The sequence below is a fragment of the Paenibacillus sp. NPDC057886 genome, from assembly GCF_042796655.1.
GTDB lineage: Bacteria > Bacillota > Bacilli > Paenibacillales > Paenibacillaceae > Paenibacillus.
This window is the reverse complement of record NZ_JBHVMZ010000002.1, coordinates 377,883-398,370: the sequence shown is the minus strand read 5'-3', so window position 1 is coordinate 398,370 and position 20,488 is coordinate 377,883. Positions and strand designations below refer to the sequence as shown.

Sequence of the window (20,488 nt, the reverse complement as noted above, 5' to 3'; positions counted from 1 at the left end):
AATATAAGGTCAGTTGCAGGGCGTGTAGTGAAAAGGGTAGAGGGCGAAGCCAGAGGTTTGCGCACGACACGGTAGCTGCTACCCTATTAAAAGGTTAGTTCGCATCATCAGCGACATAGCAAAGAGACGAGCCACAGGATCAGTGGGCTCGTCTCTTTTGTTACAACCTTATGTTGTAACGTTTGTTTCTAATATTACATTTCTACCAGCATCAAAATAATGGATGAGAGGCAAAGACAAGTGCTGATGAGATACAGGACGCCAACCACCTGTTTGTGATTCAGACCTGCACGCAGCAAGCGATAATGGGCTTGACTTGCATCTGCCTGATAGATGGCTTTGCCTTGAATGAAACGTTTGATGACCACAAAAATGTTGTCGAAGATCGGCACACCGAGCGCCAAAATAGGGATGAAAATGGACAGCATGGTCGCTTGTTTGAATGCACCGTCTAGAGCGATTACCGCCAGGATAAAGCCGAGAAATGTAGCCCCTGCATCTCCCATAAACACTTTGGCTGGAGCTTTGTTATATTTCAGATAACCAAGGGTTACACCGACCAGCGTAATGGCCATGAGGGCAGAATCGGTTTGGCCTTTGGTCATTGCAACGATAAACAGTGTAATGGCTGAGATGGCAGATAAACCGCCTGCCAGTCCGTCCATGCCATCCGTGAAATTAATAACTGTCGTCACACCGAAGATCCACAGGATCGTCAGAATGAATTGCAGCCAGATCGGGAGCATGATGTATTCGGAGTTGAAGGGATTCACGAATCCCGTGAACGCAATGCCGGAAGCAAATACGAGCACTGCCGCCGAGACCTGAATAACCATCTTGGGCAGGGCGGGGAAGTCTTTGCCTTTGGTTTTGTACCAGTCATCGACGGTGCCAATGGTTAACAGCAGCATGCCGCCAGCGACCAAGGCCGCGGTTTCCCATGAAATTTCTTTCGTCAGAACAATGTATGTCAGGAAGAATCCAGTAAATATCGCGTAACTCGCCGTCAGTGGAATGGGCTGCCTGTGCAGCTTGCGCTCCACGTCTTGCCGGGGCTTGTCCACAAAATCGAGCCGATGTGCCAGTCGACCAAGCGGCGGAATAAGCAGAACCACGACAGCAAAAGACAGCATAAAAGCCAGTATGTATACCATAAATTCGCTTGATTCACTCCTATCTACCAATTTCCCCCTATTATACGAGCTAAACAGGAAATCTGTCGATGTCATTATTGTAACCTAAGCTTCATTCAAACTCGAAGGAGAGCATTCTAGCTTAAAGTTTCTGGGGCAGATAGGAGCCAAAGATGGAAATTGCCGCATCTGCGCTATAACCGTCATCGCCCTGCCAGGTTGCGGCAAAGTGGAAGTCGCTGTACCCACCTCTGCCTTTTCGTGGCGTATCCTGCGGAACAAGCAGACCGGATGCTCCCCAGATTTCGAGGATTGCGTCGCGTTCCTGTTTGCTGGATGGCAACAAACCTTTCCACCGCTTTTCTAGCCCGCGTGCGCTCTCATGCGGCTCGCAGGTCTGCGCTGCTTCAAGCATGCTCACAAGTATAGCGAAATCTGTGTCAGTCACTTCATAGATGGTTTCCTTGTTGGTCAGCAGCAGATCCAGATCCATCAGGCAGTATAACAGGTTGTTGTGGCGGACTCCGCCCCATTTGACCCGTTCAAAGTTCAATACGTTGAGATCAACGTCTGTATACGTTTTGTCCGATTGAAGTCGCAGGAAGTTACAATCCCCGCAGGAGCTGGTGTTGGCATGCAGCGCACGGCGTTCCTCGTAGGTATGCAAAGGCAGTTGCGATGTTAAAGCCCAGCTGGAAAGCGCACTGCGAAGGTACACTTTTTTTGTAGACAAACTGTGTAAAAATGCCGATACTACCCGTCGCTTGATGGAGTTGTCCTGATGAATCTCATGCAAACGTGCGACGATCTCATCATGGGTAATGGTCAGTGGATCGAACATCACACCTTTGCTCTTGGCATATTCAAAGTCATCCCCCGAGAAGGGAGCCGATATTGTTTTCCAGCCGTCGCTTCCCCAGAAGGTGCCCAGCAGAATTTTTGCCGCTTTTTTATCCAAGCAATCAGCCTCCTCTATACAATCCATAAGATGATGTATCGCATGAATCAAGCTTAGTTTTCCTTAATGTGCATATTCCTCGGTTGTATTCAGAATCAGTTCAACAAGACCGGGAAAGCGGGTGCTCAAGTCTTCCTTTCGCAGAGAATAAAAGTGCTGTTTGCCATCAATGCGGGGACGGATAAGGCCTGCTTCACGCAGGATTTTGATGTGATGAGACAACGTTGATTTGGAAATATGGTCTACTTCGAAGGCGGAACAGTTTTTCTCGCCAGAGCTAGCCAGACAGTGTGCAATTTTCATCCGTACCGGATCACCCAGTGCGTTGCAGACTGTGGTCAGATTTAATTCCGAAGCCATAGGTATCGTTGGAGTTTTCATATCTATGACGGTAGCATATTCGACAATCTCTTTCAATGTTTGATTTTTTTCGAACTGATGGTTGTTCTGGGGATGGAAAGTGTGGTACATTTCATTTCAGTTAGTTTGAAATTTTTCGAACTATAAGATGGAAAACTGGATTGTATACTTTAGGAGGAATACGAATGAGCACAACAAGCACGACGACAATGTTAAACAACTATTTTCGTTTATTTGACGCTTCCCGTACAGACGAACGTGCGATGCAGGATCTGTTGTCCCTATTTACAGCGGATGCAGAGATTGTGCTGAACGGCACCAGCAGAACAGGATTCGATGGTTTTATGAAGGCTTTCTATGAATACAATAGCGATGTGAAACACATGTGGGACGAATGGAAGCTTCAACCGGACGGCAGCTATCAAACGAACTGGGCGGTATGTGGACAAGCTGCGGACGGAACGGTATATGCCAAAACAGGCATCGATATTGCTCGTGTGAATGAGGCGGGACAGATTGTATATTTGGAAAATGTGCAGGCAGATAAGGATGCATTCAGCAAATATAACCAGTAATTCTCAGGTACCTGTAGACAACCTATAACTCCACAGCAGCTTCATGCTGTGGAGTTTTGTTATGCCCATATGTCAATCATTTGTTTTTTTATTCAGCATGCTGATTGCCACTATTTTGCTTAACATGCTCATCAGCACGTCATTAAGTGTAAAGGGAGCGGAGGAGTAACGTGGATCATTCTTATTATATTTTGTGAAAAAAAAGCCTGCATGAAAAAGGCCGTCCCCCGTTGCACTCGGGGACGGCCCTCATGAATATGCATCAGACTGGTCATCGGGATGTCATATGTTATTACGAACCGGGCGCAGTTCCCAGTGGCCATCCATAGCATGGATAGGGTGAACGGCTTATGGCGTTTGGCAGAAGGAAGGCGCGGCCTGTGATGAACTCGCTCACTTGCCTACTCACTCACTCACCCAATCCACTTACTTCTGCAACGTTTTATTCTGAAAAGCAGCGATATCGGCATACTCCTCTTCAAATTTGCGTGAGATGCGGATGAAGATTGGCAGCAGTTCGCGATAGATGCGAACGCTATCCGGGTCTGGCTGATGCCGATGCGTCGATCCAATCATGCCGGAGACGGCGCTGAGGGAATCGATGCGGCCAAGGGCATACAGCCCCAGTACGGCTGCCCCAAGACAAGAGCTCTCGATACTCTCGGGAATGATGACATCCTGGTCGAAAATATCAGCCATCATCTGGCGCCATAGCTCAGAGCGGGCGAAGCCGCCCGTCGCCTGAATCTTTTTGGGACGTCCGATCTTCTCTTCAATCGCCAGCATGACGGTGTACAGGTTAAACAAGACACCTTCGAGAGCAGCGCGAATCATATGCTCCTTCTTGTGATGCAGCGTCAGGCCGAAGAATGAGCCGCGTGCACTCGGGTTCCATAGTGGAGCCCGCTCACCCGTCATGTACGGATGGAACAGCAGGCCTTCCGAGCCTGGTGGTACATTTTCGGCAACACGGGTCAATACTTCATACGGATCAATCCCGAGTCGTTTCGCTGTCTCTACCTCGGATGCCGCAAACTCATCCCGAATCCAACGGAATATAACCCCGCCATTGTTGACCGGACCGCCAATCACCCACGCATCCTTAGTGAGCGCATAACAGAAGAAGCGCCCTTTCGGATCAGTGACCGGCTTGTCCACGACGGTACGAATCGCTCCGCTGGTACCGATGGTAACCGCCACGACGCCTGGATCAATGGCGTTTACGCCCAGATTGGAGAGCACGCCGTCACTTGCCCCGATGACAAATGGCGTCGTATCCGCAATACCCATCTCCTTGGCATACTCAGGATTCAAGCCTTTCTTAAGTACATGTGTCGTTGGCACAAGGCGGGACAGATGATCCGGAGTGATGCCTGCGACATGTAGAGCTTCCTCGTCCCAGTCGAGCTTTTCGAGATTCATCAATCCCGTAGCAGAGGCCATAGAATGGTCAATCACATACTCGGAGAACAATTTATAAAAGACGTATTCTTTCATTGAAATAAATTTGTGCGTCTGTTTGAACAGTTCAGGTTGATCTCTGGTTAGCCACATGATTTTGGTCAGAGGTGACATCGGATGAATCGGTGTACCTGTTCTCAAATAGATTTCGTGACCGTTCATTTCGGTTTTGAGTGCTTCCGTCCACTGGGCACTTCGATTGTCTGCCCATGTCATCGCCCGCATCAGCGGTTTGCCGTGTTCATCAACAGGCAGAATGCTGTGCATGGCTGAACTGAACGATACAAACAGGATTTCATCCGGTTTGATGCCGGCTTTAGAGGTCGCTTGTTTAACCGATTCTACTACCGCTTTGAAAATATCTTCCGCATCCTGCTCTGCAATCGCAGGAGTAGGGGTATACAGCGGGTAATCGGCACCGCCTTGAGCCACGATGGTTCCGTTCTCTTCAAACAGGACGGCCTTGGTGGAGGTGGTGCCGATATCTACGCCGATCATATAGGGTGAAGAAGCCATTTTGTCATCCCTCTTCCTTGAATATATAAGTGAAATGAATGCTGTTACACGTTTACACTCCGCCCACGTGGCGCTATTCATCCAACTTATATGCATCTGGTATTTATCTATAGATAAGAATATCAGACTTGAGGGATGGATCAAAATGCTGCTATCCTTAATCCTTCACAGCTCCTGCGGCAATATCGGAGATAAACTGGCGGCTGATGAACAGGAACATCACGATCAGCGGAATAACAGCCAGCAATGTACCCGCGATAACCATCGCGTAGTCCGTATTGTACAGTCCATTCAATTGAGACAGCGCAATCTGCAGCGTATACTTTCGCGCATCCGTCAGGACAATCAGGGGCCAGAGATAATCATTCCATACGCCAATAAACGTGAACGCGCCGAGGAAGGCAAACGCAGGCCGCAGAATGGGCAACGCCACGTTCCAATACAGCCTGAAGAAATTACAACCGTCAATTCGTCCGGCATCCAGCAGGTCATTCGGTATGGACTCCGTGGCATATTGACGAATCCAGAAGATGCCGAAGGCGTTCACCATGCCCGGAATAATGAGGGCTTTGAAGGAACCGACCCAACCGAACGTGGCCATAAGCACGAAGGAAGGGACCAGCGACAGCTGGGAAGGCACCATCATGGTGGCGAGCAGCAGGACGAAGAGCCATTTTTTACCCGGAAATTCAAACTTCGCAAACGCAAACCCCGCCAGTGAATCAAAAAATAGCACCAGTACCGTCACCAGGCCGGACACAAACAGCGTATTCATAAATGCGCCCCAGAAGTCAATCTGCTGAAGCACTCGACTGATATTGTTCCACATTTCGCCTCCGAACCAGAGCTGAGGTGGGAACTTATAAATGTCGGACGTCGTCCGGGTAGACATTACAATCAGCCAATAGAACGGGAACATGGAAATGAGCATGCCCCCGATAAGACCGGTATACAAAACCAGCGATTTGAGAGATTTGGACGTCATGAGCGCTCCCCCCTTGTCACATCAGGATGACTTGCCTTGAACCAGCTTCCAGTTCACAATCGAGAACAGGGCGATAATGAGGAACATGCCCCAGCCAACCGCAGCACCATAGCCGAAGTAGTTGTTAATGAACGATTCACGGTAAAGGTACAATACAATGGTCATCCCGGCCGCGCCTGCACCGCCATCGTTCCCCACGAGAATTTGAGGTTCGGTGAATAGCTGCATGCCGCCGATCGTTGATGTGATCACAGTGAACAGAATGACAGGACGCAGCATCGGAATCGTAATTCGGAAAAAGGACTGTATCCCGGATGCGCCGTCAATCTTGGCAGCCTCGTACAATGTCTGCGGGATGCTCTGAAGTCCGGCCAGATAGATGACTGCGTTGTATCCTGTCCAGCGCCAGACCACCATGGAGGAGATCGCCACCTTGATGCCCCAGGGTGCATTCAGCCATTCCACCACGGGAAGTCCGACGGATTGCAGGAGATAATTGAGAAACCCGTAGTTGTTGGCAAACAGGGCACCGAATATAATGGCGACGGCTACGATGGACGTTACGTTTGGCAGGAAATAGCCTACCCGAAACAGCGTACGGAATTTCACAAACGGTGCATGAAGCAGAAACGCAATAATCAGGGCAAAGAACAGCATCGGAATGGTAGCGTAAATCCAGATCATGAATGTATTGCCCACCGCTTGCCAGAATTCAGCATCGGTCAACATATATTTAAAATTGTTTAGTCCGTTATAGGTCATCACACCAATGCCATCCCATTTGTGAAAGGCCAGATATAAGGAAAAACCGATCGGAAACAGTCCAAACACGGCAAACAGAATGTAAAACGGGGAGATCGCCACATAGAGTGCACGATGTTCCCACATCCGGGACAAGAGTGATTTCTGCCGATCCAAATCCGGACTTATCTTTCCGGGATCTGGGGTGAGGCGAGGTTCGGTTACAGCCATATGAATTCCTCCTTTGCGGATTGCCATCTCATAAGAGTGTCTGAATTAACGCTGTAACTCCCGCTCAACACGGTGAACCGTATCGGGCCAGACCTGCTCCGGGTTGGCATTTTGCTTCGCAATATCATTCAGCCGCCGAGTAATGATGTTGTGCACTGAAGGGTATCGTTCGCCAAAGAAAGCCTCTGGCACATGCTGTGCCGATTCGGCAAATACAGGCCCTGTTGCCTGTCCGCCGAAGAAGGGTTCTTCTTCTTTCATCGCCGGTGTATCAAACACCCCAGGTGCCGAAGGAAACAGGTTCAACGTTTTATACTGTTCAAGCTGGTTTTCCGGGCTTTGCAACCACTGGATGACTTCGAACGCTTCTTTTGGATGTTTGCTCGACTTCAAAATGGACAGGAATGATCCGCCGTTATTGCCGTCTCCACCAGGAGCGCGGGTGACCCGCCATTTGCCAGATGTATCCGGTGCAGCTTCCTGCAGTACCTGCTTCATCCAGACCGCTCCCACAAAGGAAGCAATCTCACCATTATTCATCGCTGCGTTCCAGCCCGGGGTCCAGCCGTCTGCATTAGCGAGCAGCCCTTTTTGCTTGAAGGATACGGCGGTATCCCAGCTCTGCTTGACGAGTGGGGAATCCATGCCGATAAACGAGCCGTCCGGACGGAAATACCGTTCGGTTCCTTGCGATAACACTTGATTGTAAACGGTTCCAATATTGTCGGTTAGAAATACCTTGCCTCCGAACTTTTCCTTGATCTTTTCTCCTGCAGCAGAATAGGCATCCCAGTTGTTGATCTGACGAGCCACATCTTCAGGCTCGGAAGGCAATCCGGCCTCTTTAAACAGATCTGCACGGTAGAAGAGGGCTGTCGGTCCCGTATCCATAGGGAAACCGATCATCTGTCCGTCCGGTGTAACGCCTTGCTTCCATTTCCAATCCAGATATTGGTCTTCGACGTCACCTGCGCCAAGATCATACAGATTATAGAAACGGTCCTCGCTGGGAAAGAGCTCCATGATCCAATCGTTCAATGCGACAATGTCTGGCTCACCTGAGCGCGCAGCGAGTGTCGTTTTGAGTTTTGCCTTGAAATCACCACCGATTTTCTGGGCGGTCAGTTCAATATTGGGGAACCTTTCCTTGGCCTTGGCAATCAGCTTATCATCGATTGAACGGTTCCAGTACCATAATGTAAGCGCTACCTTTTTGTTGCTCATTGAATCGTTCTGTCCCGGCCATATGGAGCATCCGCTCACCAGCATGACACAGACTAGCAGAATGGCTGTCCAGCATGTTCTTTTCCGGCGGATCATGTGATAACCCCCTCATCGTTAAGTTTGAGGCATGAAGTGCGATGGACTACAACATAAGTGTATGAGCAGTTTATAAACTCATACCCAATATTCCTAAAATGAAACACAAATTTGTGTCGGTTACGTATCATAAATTTATTAGTTACTTTAGAAACAAAAGTTACTTGACACAATATAATTTTTATTTTAAACTTGCTTACATAAAGTAACTAATGATGATGACAATAATATAGATAAGTATTTTGCATAATTCGATTCCCATCGCTAACGGGTAGAAGGTATAGACGAATAGGATCACTTCGATCTATATCTTGCTGATTGGAGGACGCTTTAAGGATTTATGCAAAATGCTCCGATACGTATGATATGCAATCCAGTGATCCATTTTACGTCTGGATGCGAATCAATTCATAACCAAGATGGCTTAACAGGAGGAACTTACTAATGATTAATTCACATATTATTCAACTGCTTGCCCCCAAAATTCAGACTTTTCCGAGTGGAAAAGATTTCATATACCTCGTTGGGCCGATTAAGCTTCCGGTGAACCTCGATGGAGAGACACATACCTTCCAGTGGTACAGCTGGATGAAATCGGAGAAAGCTATGGAAAGCGGCGAGCTGATTGAATCTCTCGCTACTGCCGAACTGGCTGAACGTCAGCAATCCAGCGTACTGGTGTACGGTGACTTTGCCGAAGCTCAGGAAGCATTGATTCGGATGCACAGCATCTGTCATACAGGCGACATCTTTGGCAGCAAACGTTGTGACTGCGGCTTCCAGCTGGAGCAATCGATGAAGATGATTGCTGCCCATGGAGCAGGCGCACTGTTCTATCTGGCAAACCATGAGGGTCGTGGCATCGGTCTGTTCAGCAAAGCGATGGCGTACCTGTTGCAAGAGGAAGGTCTGGATACCGTTGATGCCAACCTGCAGCTTGGGTTCACAGACGATGCGCGTAATTATGATGATGCGATTGCCGTATTGCGTGCGCTTCGTTCAGCACCCGTTACATTGATCACCAACAATCCACGTAAGCTCGCTGCTTTGCAGGAAGCGGGACTGAATGTAGGTGGACGTGTTCCACTGTGGGGAGATCGTTCGTCCTTCAACGAAAAATACTTGCAGACCAAAGTGAGCCGTTCCGGTCACTTGGCAGAAAATGATGGATGGGCTGGCGGAGAAAACTTGCTGCCGCATGCCCAGGCTTGAGCACTACATCAAATCTTACAATATGATTGACTTCAGGGCATATGGAGCAACGATGCCGTCCAAAATATAAAATCATCATAAGCTGTTGTTGTACACCCGACATGATTTGGGGTATGACAGCAGCTTTTTGTTATGAAAAAATTATAAACCGACAGGTTCACAGCCTGTCCGATTGGAATTTTCTATATCTGTATTTAACATTTTTATGAAATGAAGGCAAAAGGACATGTTACACTAATGCTTATAATTCTTATGAGTTAAATTGGAATTATGAGAAAGTTGATGTTATCCTACAAATCAATATAGACCAGGGAGCTATTCCGGAAAGCTATCAGGTGATGAAATGAACAAGCTGCTTGAAATTGAACATCTGCGGGTCACGTTTACAACGCCAAAAGGAGAGATAACGCCTGTAGATGACATTAGTCTGGATATAAATCCGGGTGAAACGGTGTGTATAGTTGGTGAATCGGGCAGTGGTAAAAGTGTAACCTCGTTGTCTATTCCCGGGCTCCTCGGATCAAGAGGGCGAATCACAGAGGGTCATATTCGTCTGGATAACGTTGAACTTACCGGACTGAGCGAGACCCAATTGAGAAAAGTCAGAGGAAAGCAGGTATCCATGGTTTTTCAGGAACCGATGACTGCGCTCAACCCTGTAATTCCAATTGGGGATCAGTTAATCGAAGTGGTACGTGTCCATGCCAGAACACGGCGCAGAAAAGCCGCGGAAACTGCTCTGCAAATGTTGCGAAATGTAGGCATTGCGAGGCCTGAGGCTGTAATGAAGGAGTATCCCCATTCATTGTCCGGCGGCATGAGACAACGGATTGTCATTGCGATGGCTCTCATATGCAAGCCAAAGCTGCTCATTGCCGATGAGCCGACTACAGCGCTGGATGTAACCATTCAGGCACAGATTTTAAATCTGATGAAACAGCTTCGCCAGAACAACGATACGGCCATTTTACTCATTACTCATGATCTGAGCATCGTGGCGGAAATGGCAGATCGGGTAGCGGTAATGTATGCAGGACAGATTGTGGAGCAGGCTGATGTGAACTCCTTGTTCGACAAACCTGTGCATCCATACACGCAAGGTTTGATGAAATCGGTCCCTTCGCTGAATGGGGGAACTGAACGTCTGGTGCCGATTCCCGGAACGGTTCCTTCACTTGCTGATCTGCCCGCGGGCTGCAGATTTCAGGAGCGTTGTCCCTATGTGACCGAGCCTTGCAGGCAGGAGCAGCCGCAACTGGAACGAGTGGGAACAGGGCATCTGGTTAGATGCTGGCTCCCACATCATCAGCCACAATCTCAGGCAGCAGGAGGATAAAGTATGAGCATGAATCATGTTGCTTCCACGGAAGATCCATTGCTTCGCCTTGAGGGGCTGAAGACGTATTATCCGATTCGCAAAGGGGTTTTGGGTCGTACCTCGGGGCATATCAAGGCGGTGGACAATGTGGATCTGGACATCTTTGAAGGTGAAACGGTCGGTCTGGTTGGCGAGTCTGGCTGTGGGAAGTCGTCCATAGGACGAACGATGCTTCGATTGGAACCGGCTCATTCGGGACGCATTGTATTCGAAGGCGAGGACATTACGAATTACTCGCACCGCAGAATGAAAAAGTTAAGGACAAAACTCCAAATCATATTTCAGGACCCGTATTCTTCACTGAATCCACGAAAAAGAGTAGGAGATCTTATTGCAGAGCCCATGCTTGCCCACCGCTTGGCTTCACGGCGTGAAGCAGAGATTCAAGTAAGTCGGTTGTTGGAACTGGTTGGACTCCCACAATCGGCCAAGAGTCGCTTCCCGCACGAATTTTCAGGTGGACAGCGTCAGCGTGTCGGTATTGCACGTGCGCTCTCGCTGAATCCCAAGCTGATTGTGTGCGATGAGCCTGTATCCGCATTGGACGTCTCCATACAGGCCCAAATTCTTAATTTGTTTCGGGATCTGCAGAAAGAGCTGAACCTGACTTATGTATTCATCGCGCATGGCCTTGGGGCTGTTAACTATATCAGTACCCGGATTGCGGTCATGTACCTGGGCAAAATTGTGGAAATCGGAACGAAGGAAGATGTATTTGCGAGTCCAAAGCATCCTTACACACACAGCCTTTTGCTTGCCAATCCCGTTTCACACCCAAAACTAAGGGAACAGGATCGGTTCATCTTGGAAGGAGATGTTCCAAGTCCGGAGAATCCGCCTAATGGATGTCGATTTCATACCCGTTGCCCATATGCAGATGCAAAGTGCAGGGAGGAAGAGCCTGAATTGTCAGGCTCCAGTACATCTTCTCACAAAGTGGCCTGTCATTATCCGTTGGCAGAGGGGGTGTAAGTCAAATGGTTCCGTATATCGTTCGTCGGCTTCTGATTGCACTCCCTGTATTACTTGGTATTACCATCATTAACTTTATCATTATCAACCTGGCCCCGGGTAATCCGGTGGACATGTATATTGATCCCAATACTTCTCCTGAATTGAAGGAAGCCAAGAAAGAGATGCTGGGCTTGAACAGTCCGGCGATTGTGCAATACGGAAAGTGGATGCTTAATCTGCTTCAGGGTAATCTCGGATATTCTTTTAGTTCCTTCGCACCGGTCTCCGACCTCATCACCGAGCGAATCGGGCCGACGCTTTTGCTTGCATTCACTGCACTACTAATAGGACTCATTATAGCGATCCCGGCCGGGATCTATAGTGCGGTCAAGCATAATACGAAAGTAGACTATATCCTTACCGGATTGTCCTTTGTCGGGACCTCCATGCCGCAGTTTTTTCTTGGACTGGGGGTAATCTATCTTTTCTCGCTGAAGCTGGGCCTTCTGCCCTCCGGCGGTATGGGTGTGCTTGGAGGGGATGGGGGCTTCCTTGACACGCTGCTTCATTTGGTTCTTCCCGCTGGTGTTCTAGCGGTAGGAATTGTTGGAAAGAAAATACGCTATGTTCGGGCAAGCATGCTGGATGTGCTGAACCAGGACTATCTTCGAACCGCAAGAGCCAAGGGAGTTGGCGAGTTCATGGTCACCCACAGACATGCACTGCGGAACGCGCTGCTACCGATCATTACCGTGTTTGGCATGGAAATTCCCCTGTTGCTGGGTGGCAGCATCGTGATTGAACAGATTTTTCAGTGGCCAGGTATAGGACAGTTAACCATGCAGTCCATTCTTTCGCGCGATTATCCAACACTGATGGCGCTGAATCTGGTCGCAGCCGTTATTGTGCTGGTTACGAACTTGCTGACAGACGTCGTCTACTCTGTCGCAGACCCAAGAGTCAAATATAACTAAGCCGGGAGGGAAGAGAGCATGAGAACAGCATCCGACCTCCAATTGCAAACAAGCACCACCGTGGCCCAGAACGCGGAACAACGTTTGAATGCGGAAGAGGACAGTCATATTAGGCAAGTAGCAGAGCGCTTTGTACGTAACCGACTGGCTGTCTGTGGTCTGGTTGTCATTTTGCTGCTGTTAATCATGGCATTATTTGCACCATGGCTTGCGCCGCAGTCTCCTGAACGGGTAACCGCATATTTCTCTGCCGCTCCTTCCAGTGAACACTGGCTTGGGACGGATCAGGTCGGAAGGGATGTGCTTAGTCGCCTTATTGTTGCTTCGAGAGTTTCTTTACTTGTTGGCTTTGCCACGGTTGCCCTTTATGTTACGGCAGGTACGTTCATCGGATTGATCTCGGGTTATGTTGGAGGATGGCTGGACACAGTCATCATGCGTATTACGGACATGTTCATGGCCTTCCCTTTTCTCATGGTGATTCTGGTCATTGTAAGTGCGCTGGGGGCAAGTTTGCAGACCATCATCATCGTGCTTGCTCTATTTTCGTGGCCTGGGGTGGCGAGACTGGTGCGAAGCAGTGTGCTGACCATCAAGCAGCAGGATTATGTGCGGGCAGGCACTGCGCTCGGTCTTGGATCAAGACGCATTCTGTTTGGACATATTTTGCCGAATACACTCGGTCCGATTATCGTTAATGCGACATTTGGCGTAGCCAGCGCAATACTGAGCGAAGCGGGCCTCAGCTTCCTGGGCATGGGTGTACAGCCGCCTACGCCAAGCTGGGGCAACATGCTGAGTGATGCCCAATCCCTGACCGTACTGACTGATCAGCTATGGCTATGGATACCGGCAGGCCTGATGCTTCTGATTACGGTATTGTCCATTAACTTCGTGGGGGATGGACTGCGCGATGCATTGGACCCTAAGGAGTAGCACTTATTCGGCAAAAGAGAGCTGTTTATGACAATTGTTTACACACATTTTATATATGAAATCGGAGGGGATTTACAGTGAAGAGTAATCATCGGAAGAGGTTGTCCTTTGTTATGTTATTGGTGCTGGTGGTCATCAGTGCCTGCGGCTCCAATACAGCCAGTAATGTAGAGAATTCGGCAGAGGGCACGGGAAATAACCAGGCTGCCAACTCAAGCGCCACGGTATCTTCCACCAAGGATAAGACAGTCACGATCGGCATCGTCAATTCTCCTCTTACTCTGAATCAGATCAATGATCAAGGGGACTCCGCGTCGAAGAATGTACTCGCGTTAATTAACGATTCCTTGCTGGATATCGATTCTTCCTTCGAATTTCAGCCCAAACTGGCCGATTCTGTGGAGACGCAGGACAAGCAGCTCTATACGATCAAACTGAACAAGGACGCCAAGTGGAACGACGGACAGCCGTTTACAACGGCTGATGTGCTGTTTACCTTGCAGACGGCTTTGAATCCGAAGGTCGAGACGTCGCTGCGACTTGGTTTTATCGAAGGCTTGAACGATGCAGGCAAACTTGCTGAAGGCACAACTGATATTTCGGGCTTGAACATTGTGGATAATCACACGTTTACAGTCAAAACCAAAACGGCAATTGACCCGAATATTTTCAAAGAAACGTTCGCGACCAAAATTCAATTTTTACCCGAGCATATTCTCAAAGACGCTCCTGTGGACCAATTGGCCGTTAATCCCTACTTCCAAAAGCCTGAGGTAACCGTCGGCGCATTCAAATTCGCTGCTTTTGCGAAAGATCAATATATGGAAGTGGTTAAAAACGAGAATTATTACCGCCCCATCGCGAAGCTGGACAAAATTTATGTCAAAGTGCTTCCAGCCACCAATCTGATCGCCCAGTTAAAGACAGGGGACATACAGATGAATTCGCTACCGGTTGGTCTGATTCCGATTACGGACTATGAGAAGGTGAAGGCGCTGCCCAATATTAATCTGGATTCCAGTGGCCCTTCTGAGCCAGCCGAGCTGTTCCTGAACAATAAGGTATTTGATAACCCCAAAGTTCGTCAGGCTATCGCTTATGCTTTGAACCGCCAGCTGATTGTGGAACAGCTTCTCAAAGGTCAAGCCGAGGTAATTGACGGAAGTGTGCCGAGTGACAACCCTTATTACAACAAGGACCTGCCGCTCTATAATTATGATCCGGAGAAGGCCAAGGCGCTGCTTGCCGAAGCTGGCTGGGATTCCAAGAAAGTCATTCGTTTTCTGATTCCGGTAGGAAACAAAATCCGGGAGCAGGCCGCAGATATTCTGACCCAGAATCTGAAGGATGTCGGCATTAACGTTGAGGTACAGAAATATGATTTCGGAACACTCATCCAGAAAGTACAGAAGAATGAGTATGAATTGACCATTTTCAATCGCGATTATTATATTGAGCCAAGCCTCTATTTCTCCCTGTTCTCCAGTGGGAATGCCAATAATTTCATCGGATACAATAATCCGAAGGCGGATGCACTGATCAAGGAGGGTGCTGTTGAGGCTGATGAAGCGAAGCGTCACGTGATCTATAACGAGCTGCAGCAAATCCTGCATGAGGACCTGCCGACCATAAGCATCTATTCCGAGAAAAGGCTGCAGGCTGTATCCAAAAATGTTCTGGTAGGTAAGCCGATCAATATCGGCATGTTCAATAACGTAAACGAGTGGGATGTTCAGTAACCATTCAAAGGAGCCATTCCGATGATTATTGAAGCCCCTTAAAAGGTACTGCATAGAAATGGCGCAAAGCTGTTGAAATTGCCATTAGCATGAAAGCAACACAAAAAATCCTTTCGTTGGTAAACAACGAAAGGATTTTTGTATTGTAAAGTCTGCTGTCTTCATCTTCAAGAATATTTTGGATAGCAGATATCTATCCTTGCCCTTCCTTAATTGAATAAGGAAGATTGTTCAGGAAGTTTTCTGAAGCGAACCCTAGCACTTCTTGTTCGGTGTATCGTTTGAGCAGGGCATCAATCAGATTTTGTGTTTTCCCGGCGTGTTCCAGATCTTCCACATAATGAATTAGGCCATCAAAATCGGAACCCAAACCGATATGCTTCACGCCTCCAATGGAACAGAAGTGGTCAATATGTCGAAGGACATCATCTATCGATGCATCTCCGTCCTGATCGGATTTCAGAAAGTCAGGAAGATAGAGTATGTGAACAGTGCTTTTTTTGGCAAAGAGTGCTCGGGCCTGTTCGTCTGACAAGTTGCGAGGATGATCATATATACCTCTGGCATTGGAATGACTGGCGATGGGATAGTCGGCTTGTTCCAAAACCTCCCAGAACCCGGCTTCATTCAGGTGGCTTACATCGGATAGCATATAAGTCGTTTGATATTTTAAATCAGAATGACCTTTTCCTTATGGTTGCCCAAATACATCATGATGGCCTGTAATACGGCTTGCTGTCGGAACACATTGGGTTATACAATATAGGCAATCTGATGGATGCAGGAGGAACGCAGGTGCCATTTGAAGGACAGTGCATGTTACCGGCTGCCAAGAGCATGAAGCAGTTTGAAGCGATGATCGACGGTCCTTACAGGTATGGGGTTCTGCTGGACACCCATATAGCACAGCTACAGAGTTTGCTCGATGAGGCACGGCGGCGAAACAAAAAAATACTCCTGCATGCCGATTTGGTGCAGGGGTTGAAGAATGATGAATACGCAGCAGAGTATCTGTGTCAGCATATTCGTCCGGCAGGATTGATCTCGACGCGGGCAAGTGTCATTCAGAAGGCAAAACAAAAAGGGATTACAGCCATTCAACGAGTCTTTCTGCTGGATACGAATGCATTGGAGAAAAGCTATCATCTGCTGGCGAAGACACAGCCGGACTTTATTGAAGTGCTTCCCGGCGTGATTCCGCATATTGTTACGGAGGTTGCGGAGCAAACAGGAATACCCATCATTGCGGGCGGATTGATCCGTACACCGAAAGAGGTGGAGCTGGCGCTGGAAGCCGGGGCAACGGCTGTTACCACGTCCAACTTCGACCTGATCCGACACTTTGGGGAATCGCTTACAAAACCGGAACAATAATCATTAGGCCGAGCATTTGGCATTAAGGCAAGCTTGTGTGAAATCCAAAGATGCAACATGCGATACAGGAGGTTGTCTGTATGGAAAAATATATATTGGCCCTTGATCAGGGGACGACGAGTTCCCGGGCCATTCTGTTTAACCGGAGCGGGGAGATTGTGCATATTGCACAGCAGGAATTTCCGCAGTACTTTCCCAAGCCAGGCTGGGTGGAGCAGAACGCTAATGAAATTTGGAGCTCCATTCTGGCGGTGATGGCTTCATGTCTGGCCGAAAGTGGAATCAAGCCGGTCCAGATTGCCGGCATCGGTATTACGAACCAGCGGGAAACGGTTGTGGTATGGGACAAAGAAACGGGCCGGCCCATCTATAATGCAGTAGTCTGGCAGTCCAGACAAACGGCTGATATTTGTGATGAGTTGAAGGCGAAGGGACTGAGTGACCTTTTTCATCGTAAAACGGGTCTACTCATTGACCCTTATTTCTCGGGAACCAAGGTAAAGTGGATTCTGGATCATGTGCCTGGTGCCCGGGAGCGCGCAGAGAAGGGTGAACTCCTATTTGGTACGATCGACAGCTGGCTGATCTGGAAGCTGAGCGGCGGTACACATGTCACCGATGTATCCAATGCTTCTCGCACCTTAATGTACAACATCTATGATCTGCAATGGGATGAGGAATTGCTGCATATCCTGGACATTCCCAAAGCGATGCTTCCGGAAGTGCGCGGTTCCTCCGAGGTGTACGCACATACGGTTGACTACCACTTCTTCGGTCATCGGATTCCGATTGCCGGAGCAGCAGGAGATCAGCAGTCGGCATTATTCGGTCAGGGATGTTACACAAAGGGAAGCATGAAAAATACGTACGGCACCGGATGTTTTATGCTCATGAATACCGGAGAACAGCCGGTGCAGTCCAACCACGGGATGATTACAACGATTGCCTGGGGCATTAATGGCAAGATCGAGTATGCATTGGAAGGTAGCATCTTTGTCGCAGGTTCGGCGGTACAGTGGCTGCGTGACGGCTTACGGATGCTTCGTTCCTCGAAAGACAGTGAGGACTATGCATCACGTGTACCCTCTACAGATGGCGTTTATATGGTGCCTGCATTTGTGGGTCTGGGCAGCCCTTACTGGGACAGTGAAGTTAAGGGAGCGGTGTTTGGTTTGACGCGGGGAACCACCAAAGAGCACTTTATCCGTGCAACCCTGGAAGCGCTGGCGTATCAGACCAAGGATGTACTGGCGGCCATGGAATCCGATTCAGGTATTCCGGTGAATGCCTTGCGCGTCGATGGGGGAGCGGCGGCTAATGATTTTCTGATGCAGTTCCAGAGTGATATTTTGAATATTCCTGTTGAGCGTCCCAATGTGAACGAAACGACGGCATTGGGTGCGGCTTATCTGGCAGGACTTGCAGTAGGATATTGGAATAGCGCAGATGAATTGGCGAATCACGAGAATACGGAACGTGTCTTCCATCCGGTTATGGTTGAGGAAGAGCGTACAGAACTGTATGCAGGGTGGCAACGTGCGGTCAAGGCAGCGATGGTTTTCAAATGAGTGAATCATACTTCATATGGACATTTGTACTTTTTCGTTAAACATCTACAATAAATGATATTTATTGGTGGAAAATGAGGCATAACTTACAGGGTTTATTTTCCTTGAGAAGAGAAAACATATATCCACTAAAAGGAAAAATAAATGATTAGTGGATCAGTTTGAAATTCCATCCGCAGGCAGAACAACTTTTTGAAATTTTTTTGAATAATGTGTCATTTCAGGCCTTCACGCCGCCGGAAATGTGTGATAGGATTAACTCACAAGTTAAAAAATGATGTCTGGAGATCGGGAGAGACCACGTACCGCTCAGCAATTGCTGAAGCGAATGACGTGGTCTTTTTTTTTGCTTTTGTGAGTAAAACAAAGGTAATGAATGGGAGGAATCGGGATGACAGCATCGTTCTCGGCGAAAAAGCGTACGGAAAATTTGGATCGGATGGCGAATGCACATTTTGACATATTGATTATTGGCGGGGGAATCACGGGTGCCGGGATTGCGCTGGACGCAGCTTCCCGCGGATTGAAGACAGCACTGGTGGAGATGCAGGATTTTGCCGCAGGTACATCCAGTCGTTCGACCAAACTGGTGCATGGCGGTCTGCGATATCTGAAGCAATTTGAAGTGAAAATGGTGGCTGAGGTGGGGCGGGAGCGAGCGGTGGTGTACGAGAATGGGCCGCATGTGACGACACCGGAACCGATGCTGCTCCCCATCTTTACGGATGGTACCTTTGGCCGCTTCAGTACGTCCGTTGGCCTGATGGTGTATGACCGGCTTGCCGGAGTGAGGCGTAGTGAACGACGCCAAATGTTAAATGCCGGAGCCGTCTCAGACAGTGAACCTTTGTTGCGCAAGGATGGGTTGTTAGGTGGTGGACGCTATGTGGAATACCGAACAGACGATGCCCGGCTTACCATTGAAGTGATGAAGGAAGCGGTGCAGCGCGGTGCACAGGCTGTGAACTATGTAAAGGCAGCAGAATTCCTGAAGGAGAATGGGGTTATTACAGGCATCCGGGCTGTGGACCAGATCAGCGGTCAATCTTATGATTTGCGGGCAACCAAAGTGATTAATGCTTCCGGTCCATGGGTGGATGAGCTGCGCAAGATCGATGGTTCGCGCCAAGGCAAAACGTTGCAGATGACGAAAGGCATTCATCTGGTATTCGACGGTACACGTTTCCCGTTAAGGCAGGCTGTATATTTTGATACACCGGATGGACGAATGGTCTTTGCTGTCCCCCGGGATGGCAAAACCTATGTAGGAACAACAGATACCGTCTTCGAAGATGATCCCGCACACCCGTTAATCTCCGAGGCAGACCGGGGTTATGTCATCGATGCCGTCAACGTCATGTTCCCGGACGTACGGATTTGTGCCGAGGATGTGGAATCCGGTTGGGCGGGTGTGCGTCCGCTTATTCATGAGGAAGGCAAAGGACCTTCCGAAATTTCGCGCAAGGACGAAATCTGGGTATCTCCCTCAGGGTTAATCACCATTGCCGGGGGCAAATTAACCGGGTACCGCAAAATGGCCGAAATGGTTGTTGATCTGACTGCCCGCCAGTTGGAGCAGGAGAGGGGAAGATCCGTTGGACCATGTATAACGAAAGAGATGCCTATCTCCGGAGGCCATGTCGGCGGTTCCGCCGGATTTGGTGCATATGCTGAACGCAAGATCAAGGACGGCGTCGCACTTGGACTTGATCGATCTGCTGCGGAGCGATTAGCCCGAGTATATGGTTCCAATGTAGATGCATTGTACGAGCGGATGCCTGATCCACGGGCAAAGGCCGAGCTGCATGGCATGCCACAGGAACTGCTGCTGATGCTGAGTTATGCCATCGAAGAGGAGATGGCTGTGACACCGGCAGACTTTTTTGTGAGACGCACCGGAGACCTGTTTTTCCGCATTGACGAAGTTCGTCAGTATAAGGCAGCGGTTATTCAGTATATGGCTGGACGCCTGGGTTGGCCGGAGGAGCAGGCGACATGGTTTGCGAATGAACTGGATCAGTTACTCTTGGAAGCATCGGGCAAAATTTAATGCAGGATTTCGCATCTGCGGGT

Annotated in this window: 18 protein-coding genes; 10 read left to right on the top strand and 8 right to left on the bottom strand. The window is 48.8% G+C overall.

Translation table 11 applies throughout. The features are described from left to right. Positions 1 to 194 precede the first annotated feature (194 nt). From ACFVQB_RS08855 to ACFVQB_RS08845, 3 genes are all read right to left on the bottom strand, one after another. Positions 195 to 1,154 carry an MraY family glycosyltransferase gene (locus tag ACFVQB_RS08855; RefSeq protein ID WP_379438088.1) on the bottom strand — a complete coding sequence of 320 codons (960 nt, stop codon included), beginning with the start codon at positions 1,152 to 1,154 and terminating at the stop codon, positions 195 to 197. 121 nt (positions 1,155 to 1,275) lie between these two features. Next, a complete protein-coding gene (locus ACFVQB_RS08850; protein ID WP_379437141.1) occupies positions 1,276 to 2,091 on the bottom strand; it encodes a hypothetical protein in 816 nt (271 codons plus the stop codon). Positions 2,092 to 2,154: 63 nt separating this feature from the next. Further along, positions 2,155 to 2,508: an ArsR/SmtB family transcription factor gene (locus ACFVQB_RS08845; RefSeq protein WP_379437138.1), complete on the bottom strand. Its 354-nt coding sequence runs from the start codon at positions 2,506 to 2,508 to the stop codon at positions 2,155 to 2,157. Between the two features lie 128 nt (positions 2,509 to 2,636). Between ACFVQB_RS08845 and ACFVQB_RS08840 the strand changes: the two genes are divergently transcribed. Beyond that, entirely contained in the window at positions 2,637 to 3,026 is a 390-nt protein-coding gene (locus tag ACFVQB_RS08840) for a nuclear transport factor 2 family protein (RefSeq protein WP_379437135.1), read from the top strand. Between the two features lie 426 nt (positions 3,027 to 3,452). On the opposite strand, the gene gntK is transcribed toward ACFVQB_RS08840, so the two are convergent. The 4 genes from gntK to ACFVQB_RS08820 form a co-directional block, all read right to left on the bottom strand. After that, a complete protein-coding gene (gene gntK / locus ACFVQB_RS08835) occupies positions 3,453 to 5,003 on the bottom strand; it encodes a gluconokinase (RefSeq protein ID WP_379437132.1) in 1,551 nt (516 codons plus the stop codon). A gap of 157 nt (positions 5,004 to 5,160) precedes the next feature. Continuing rightward, complete coding sequence (locus ACFVQB_RS08830; protein ID WP_379437129.1) at positions 5,161 to 5,988, bottom strand: carbohydrate ABC transporter permease; 828 nt, start codon at positions 5,986 to 5,988, stop codon at positions 5,161 to 5,163. Positions 5,989 to 6,009: 21 nt separating this feature from the next. Next, positions 6,010 to 6,876 (bottom strand): carbohydrate ABC transporter permease, encoded by an 867-nt coding sequence (locus ACFVQB_RS08825; RefSeq protein ID WP_090952660.1) that lies wholly within the window; start codon positions 6,874 to 6,876, stop codon positions 6,010 to 6,012. Between the two features lie 129 nt (positions 6,877 to 7,005). Next, complete coding sequence (locus tag ACFVQB_RS08820) at positions 7,006 to 8,280, bottom strand: ABC transporter substrate-binding protein (RefSeq protein ID WP_379437126.1); 1,275 nt, start codon at positions 8,278 to 8,280, stop codon at positions 7,006 to 7,008. A gap of 444 nt (positions 8,281 to 8,724) precedes the next feature. Between ACFVQB_RS08820 and ACFVQB_RS08815 the strand changes: the two genes are divergently transcribed. The 6 genes from ACFVQB_RS08815 to ACFVQB_RS08790 all read left to right on the top strand — a co-directional run bounded on the left by ACFVQB_RS08815 (position 8,725) and on the right by ACFVQB_RS08790 (position 15,473). After that, the gene (locus tag ACFVQB_RS08815; protein ID WP_379437123.1) at positions 8,725 to 9,492 is read left to right on the top strand and encodes a GTP cyclohydrolase II; all 768 of its coding nucleotides are present in this window, start codon (positions 8,725 to 8,727) and stop codon (positions 9,490 to 9,492) included. A gap of 343 nt (positions 9,493 to 9,835) precedes the next feature. Continuing rightward, complete coding sequence (locus tag ACFVQB_RS08810) at positions 9,836 to 10,828, top strand: ABC transporter ATP-binding protein (RefSeq protein ID WP_379437120.1); 993 nt, start codon at positions 9,836 to 9,838, stop codon at positions 10,826 to 10,828. Between the two features lie 9 nt (positions 10,829 to 10,837). Then, positions 10,838 to 11,842 carry an ABC transporter ATP-binding protein gene (locus tag ACFVQB_RS08805; RefSeq protein ID WP_379438084.1) on the top strand — a complete coding sequence of 335 codons (1,005 nt, stop codon included), beginning with the start codon at positions 10,838 to 10,840 and terminating at the stop codon, positions 11,840 to 11,842. Positions 11,843 to 11,847: 5 nt separating this feature from the next. Next, a complete protein-coding gene (locus tag ACFVQB_RS08800; protein ID WP_379437117.1) occupies positions 11,848 to 12,798 on the top strand; it encodes an ABC transporter permease in 951 nt (316 codons plus the stop codon). Positions 12,799 to 12,816: 18 nt separating this feature from the next. Further along, entirely contained in the window at positions 12,817 to 13,734 is a 918-nt protein-coding gene (opp4C, locus tag ACFVQB_RS08795) for an oligopeptide ABC transporter permease (protein ID WP_379437114.1), read from the top strand. A 77-nt stretch (positions 13,735 to 13,811) separates the two neighbouring features. Next, positions 13,812 to 15,473 carry an ABC transporter substrate-binding protein gene (locus ACFVQB_RS08790; protein ID WP_379437111.1) on the top strand — a complete coding sequence of 554 codons (1,662 nt, stop codon included), beginning with the start codon at positions 13,812 to 13,814 and terminating at the stop codon, positions 15,471 to 15,473. A gap of 193 nt (positions 15,474 to 15,666) precedes the next feature. Here the strand turns inward: ACFVQB_RS08790 and ACFVQB_RS08785 are convergent, their stop codons facing one another. Continuing rightward, a complete protein-coding gene (locus tag ACFVQB_RS08785) occupies positions 15,667 to 16,125 on the bottom strand; it encodes a dipeptidase (RefSeq protein ID WP_379437109.1) in 459 nt (152 codons plus the stop codon). Between the two features lie 143 nt (positions 16,126 to 16,268). On the opposite strand from ACFVQB_RS08785, the gene ACFVQB_RS08780 reads away from it, so the two are divergent. From ACFVQB_RS08780 to ACFVQB_RS08770, 3 genes are all read left to right on the top strand, one after another. Then, on the top strand, positions 16,269 to 16,847 hold the full coding sequence (locus tag ACFVQB_RS08780) for a glycerol-3-phosphate responsive antiterminator (protein WP_379437106.1): 579 nt from the start codon (positions 16,269 to 16,271) through the stop codon (positions 16,845 to 16,847). Between the two features lie 80 nt (positions 16,848 to 16,927). After that, positions 16,928 to 18,415 carry a glycerol kinase GlpK gene (gene glpK / locus ACFVQB_RS08775; RefSeq protein WP_379437103.1) on the top strand — a complete coding sequence of 496 codons (1,488 nt, stop codon included), beginning with the start codon at positions 16,928 to 16,930 and terminating at the stop codon, positions 18,413 to 18,415. A 391-nt stretch (positions 18,416 to 18,806) separates the two neighbouring features. Further along, positions 18,807 to 20,465 carry a glycerol-3-phosphate dehydrogenase/oxidase gene (locus ACFVQB_RS08770; RefSeq protein WP_379437100.1) on the top strand — a complete coding sequence of 553 codons (1,659 nt, stop codon included), beginning with the start codon at positions 18,807 to 18,809 and terminating at the stop codon, positions 20,463 to 20,465. Positions 20,466 to 20,488 lie beyond the last annotated feature (23 nt).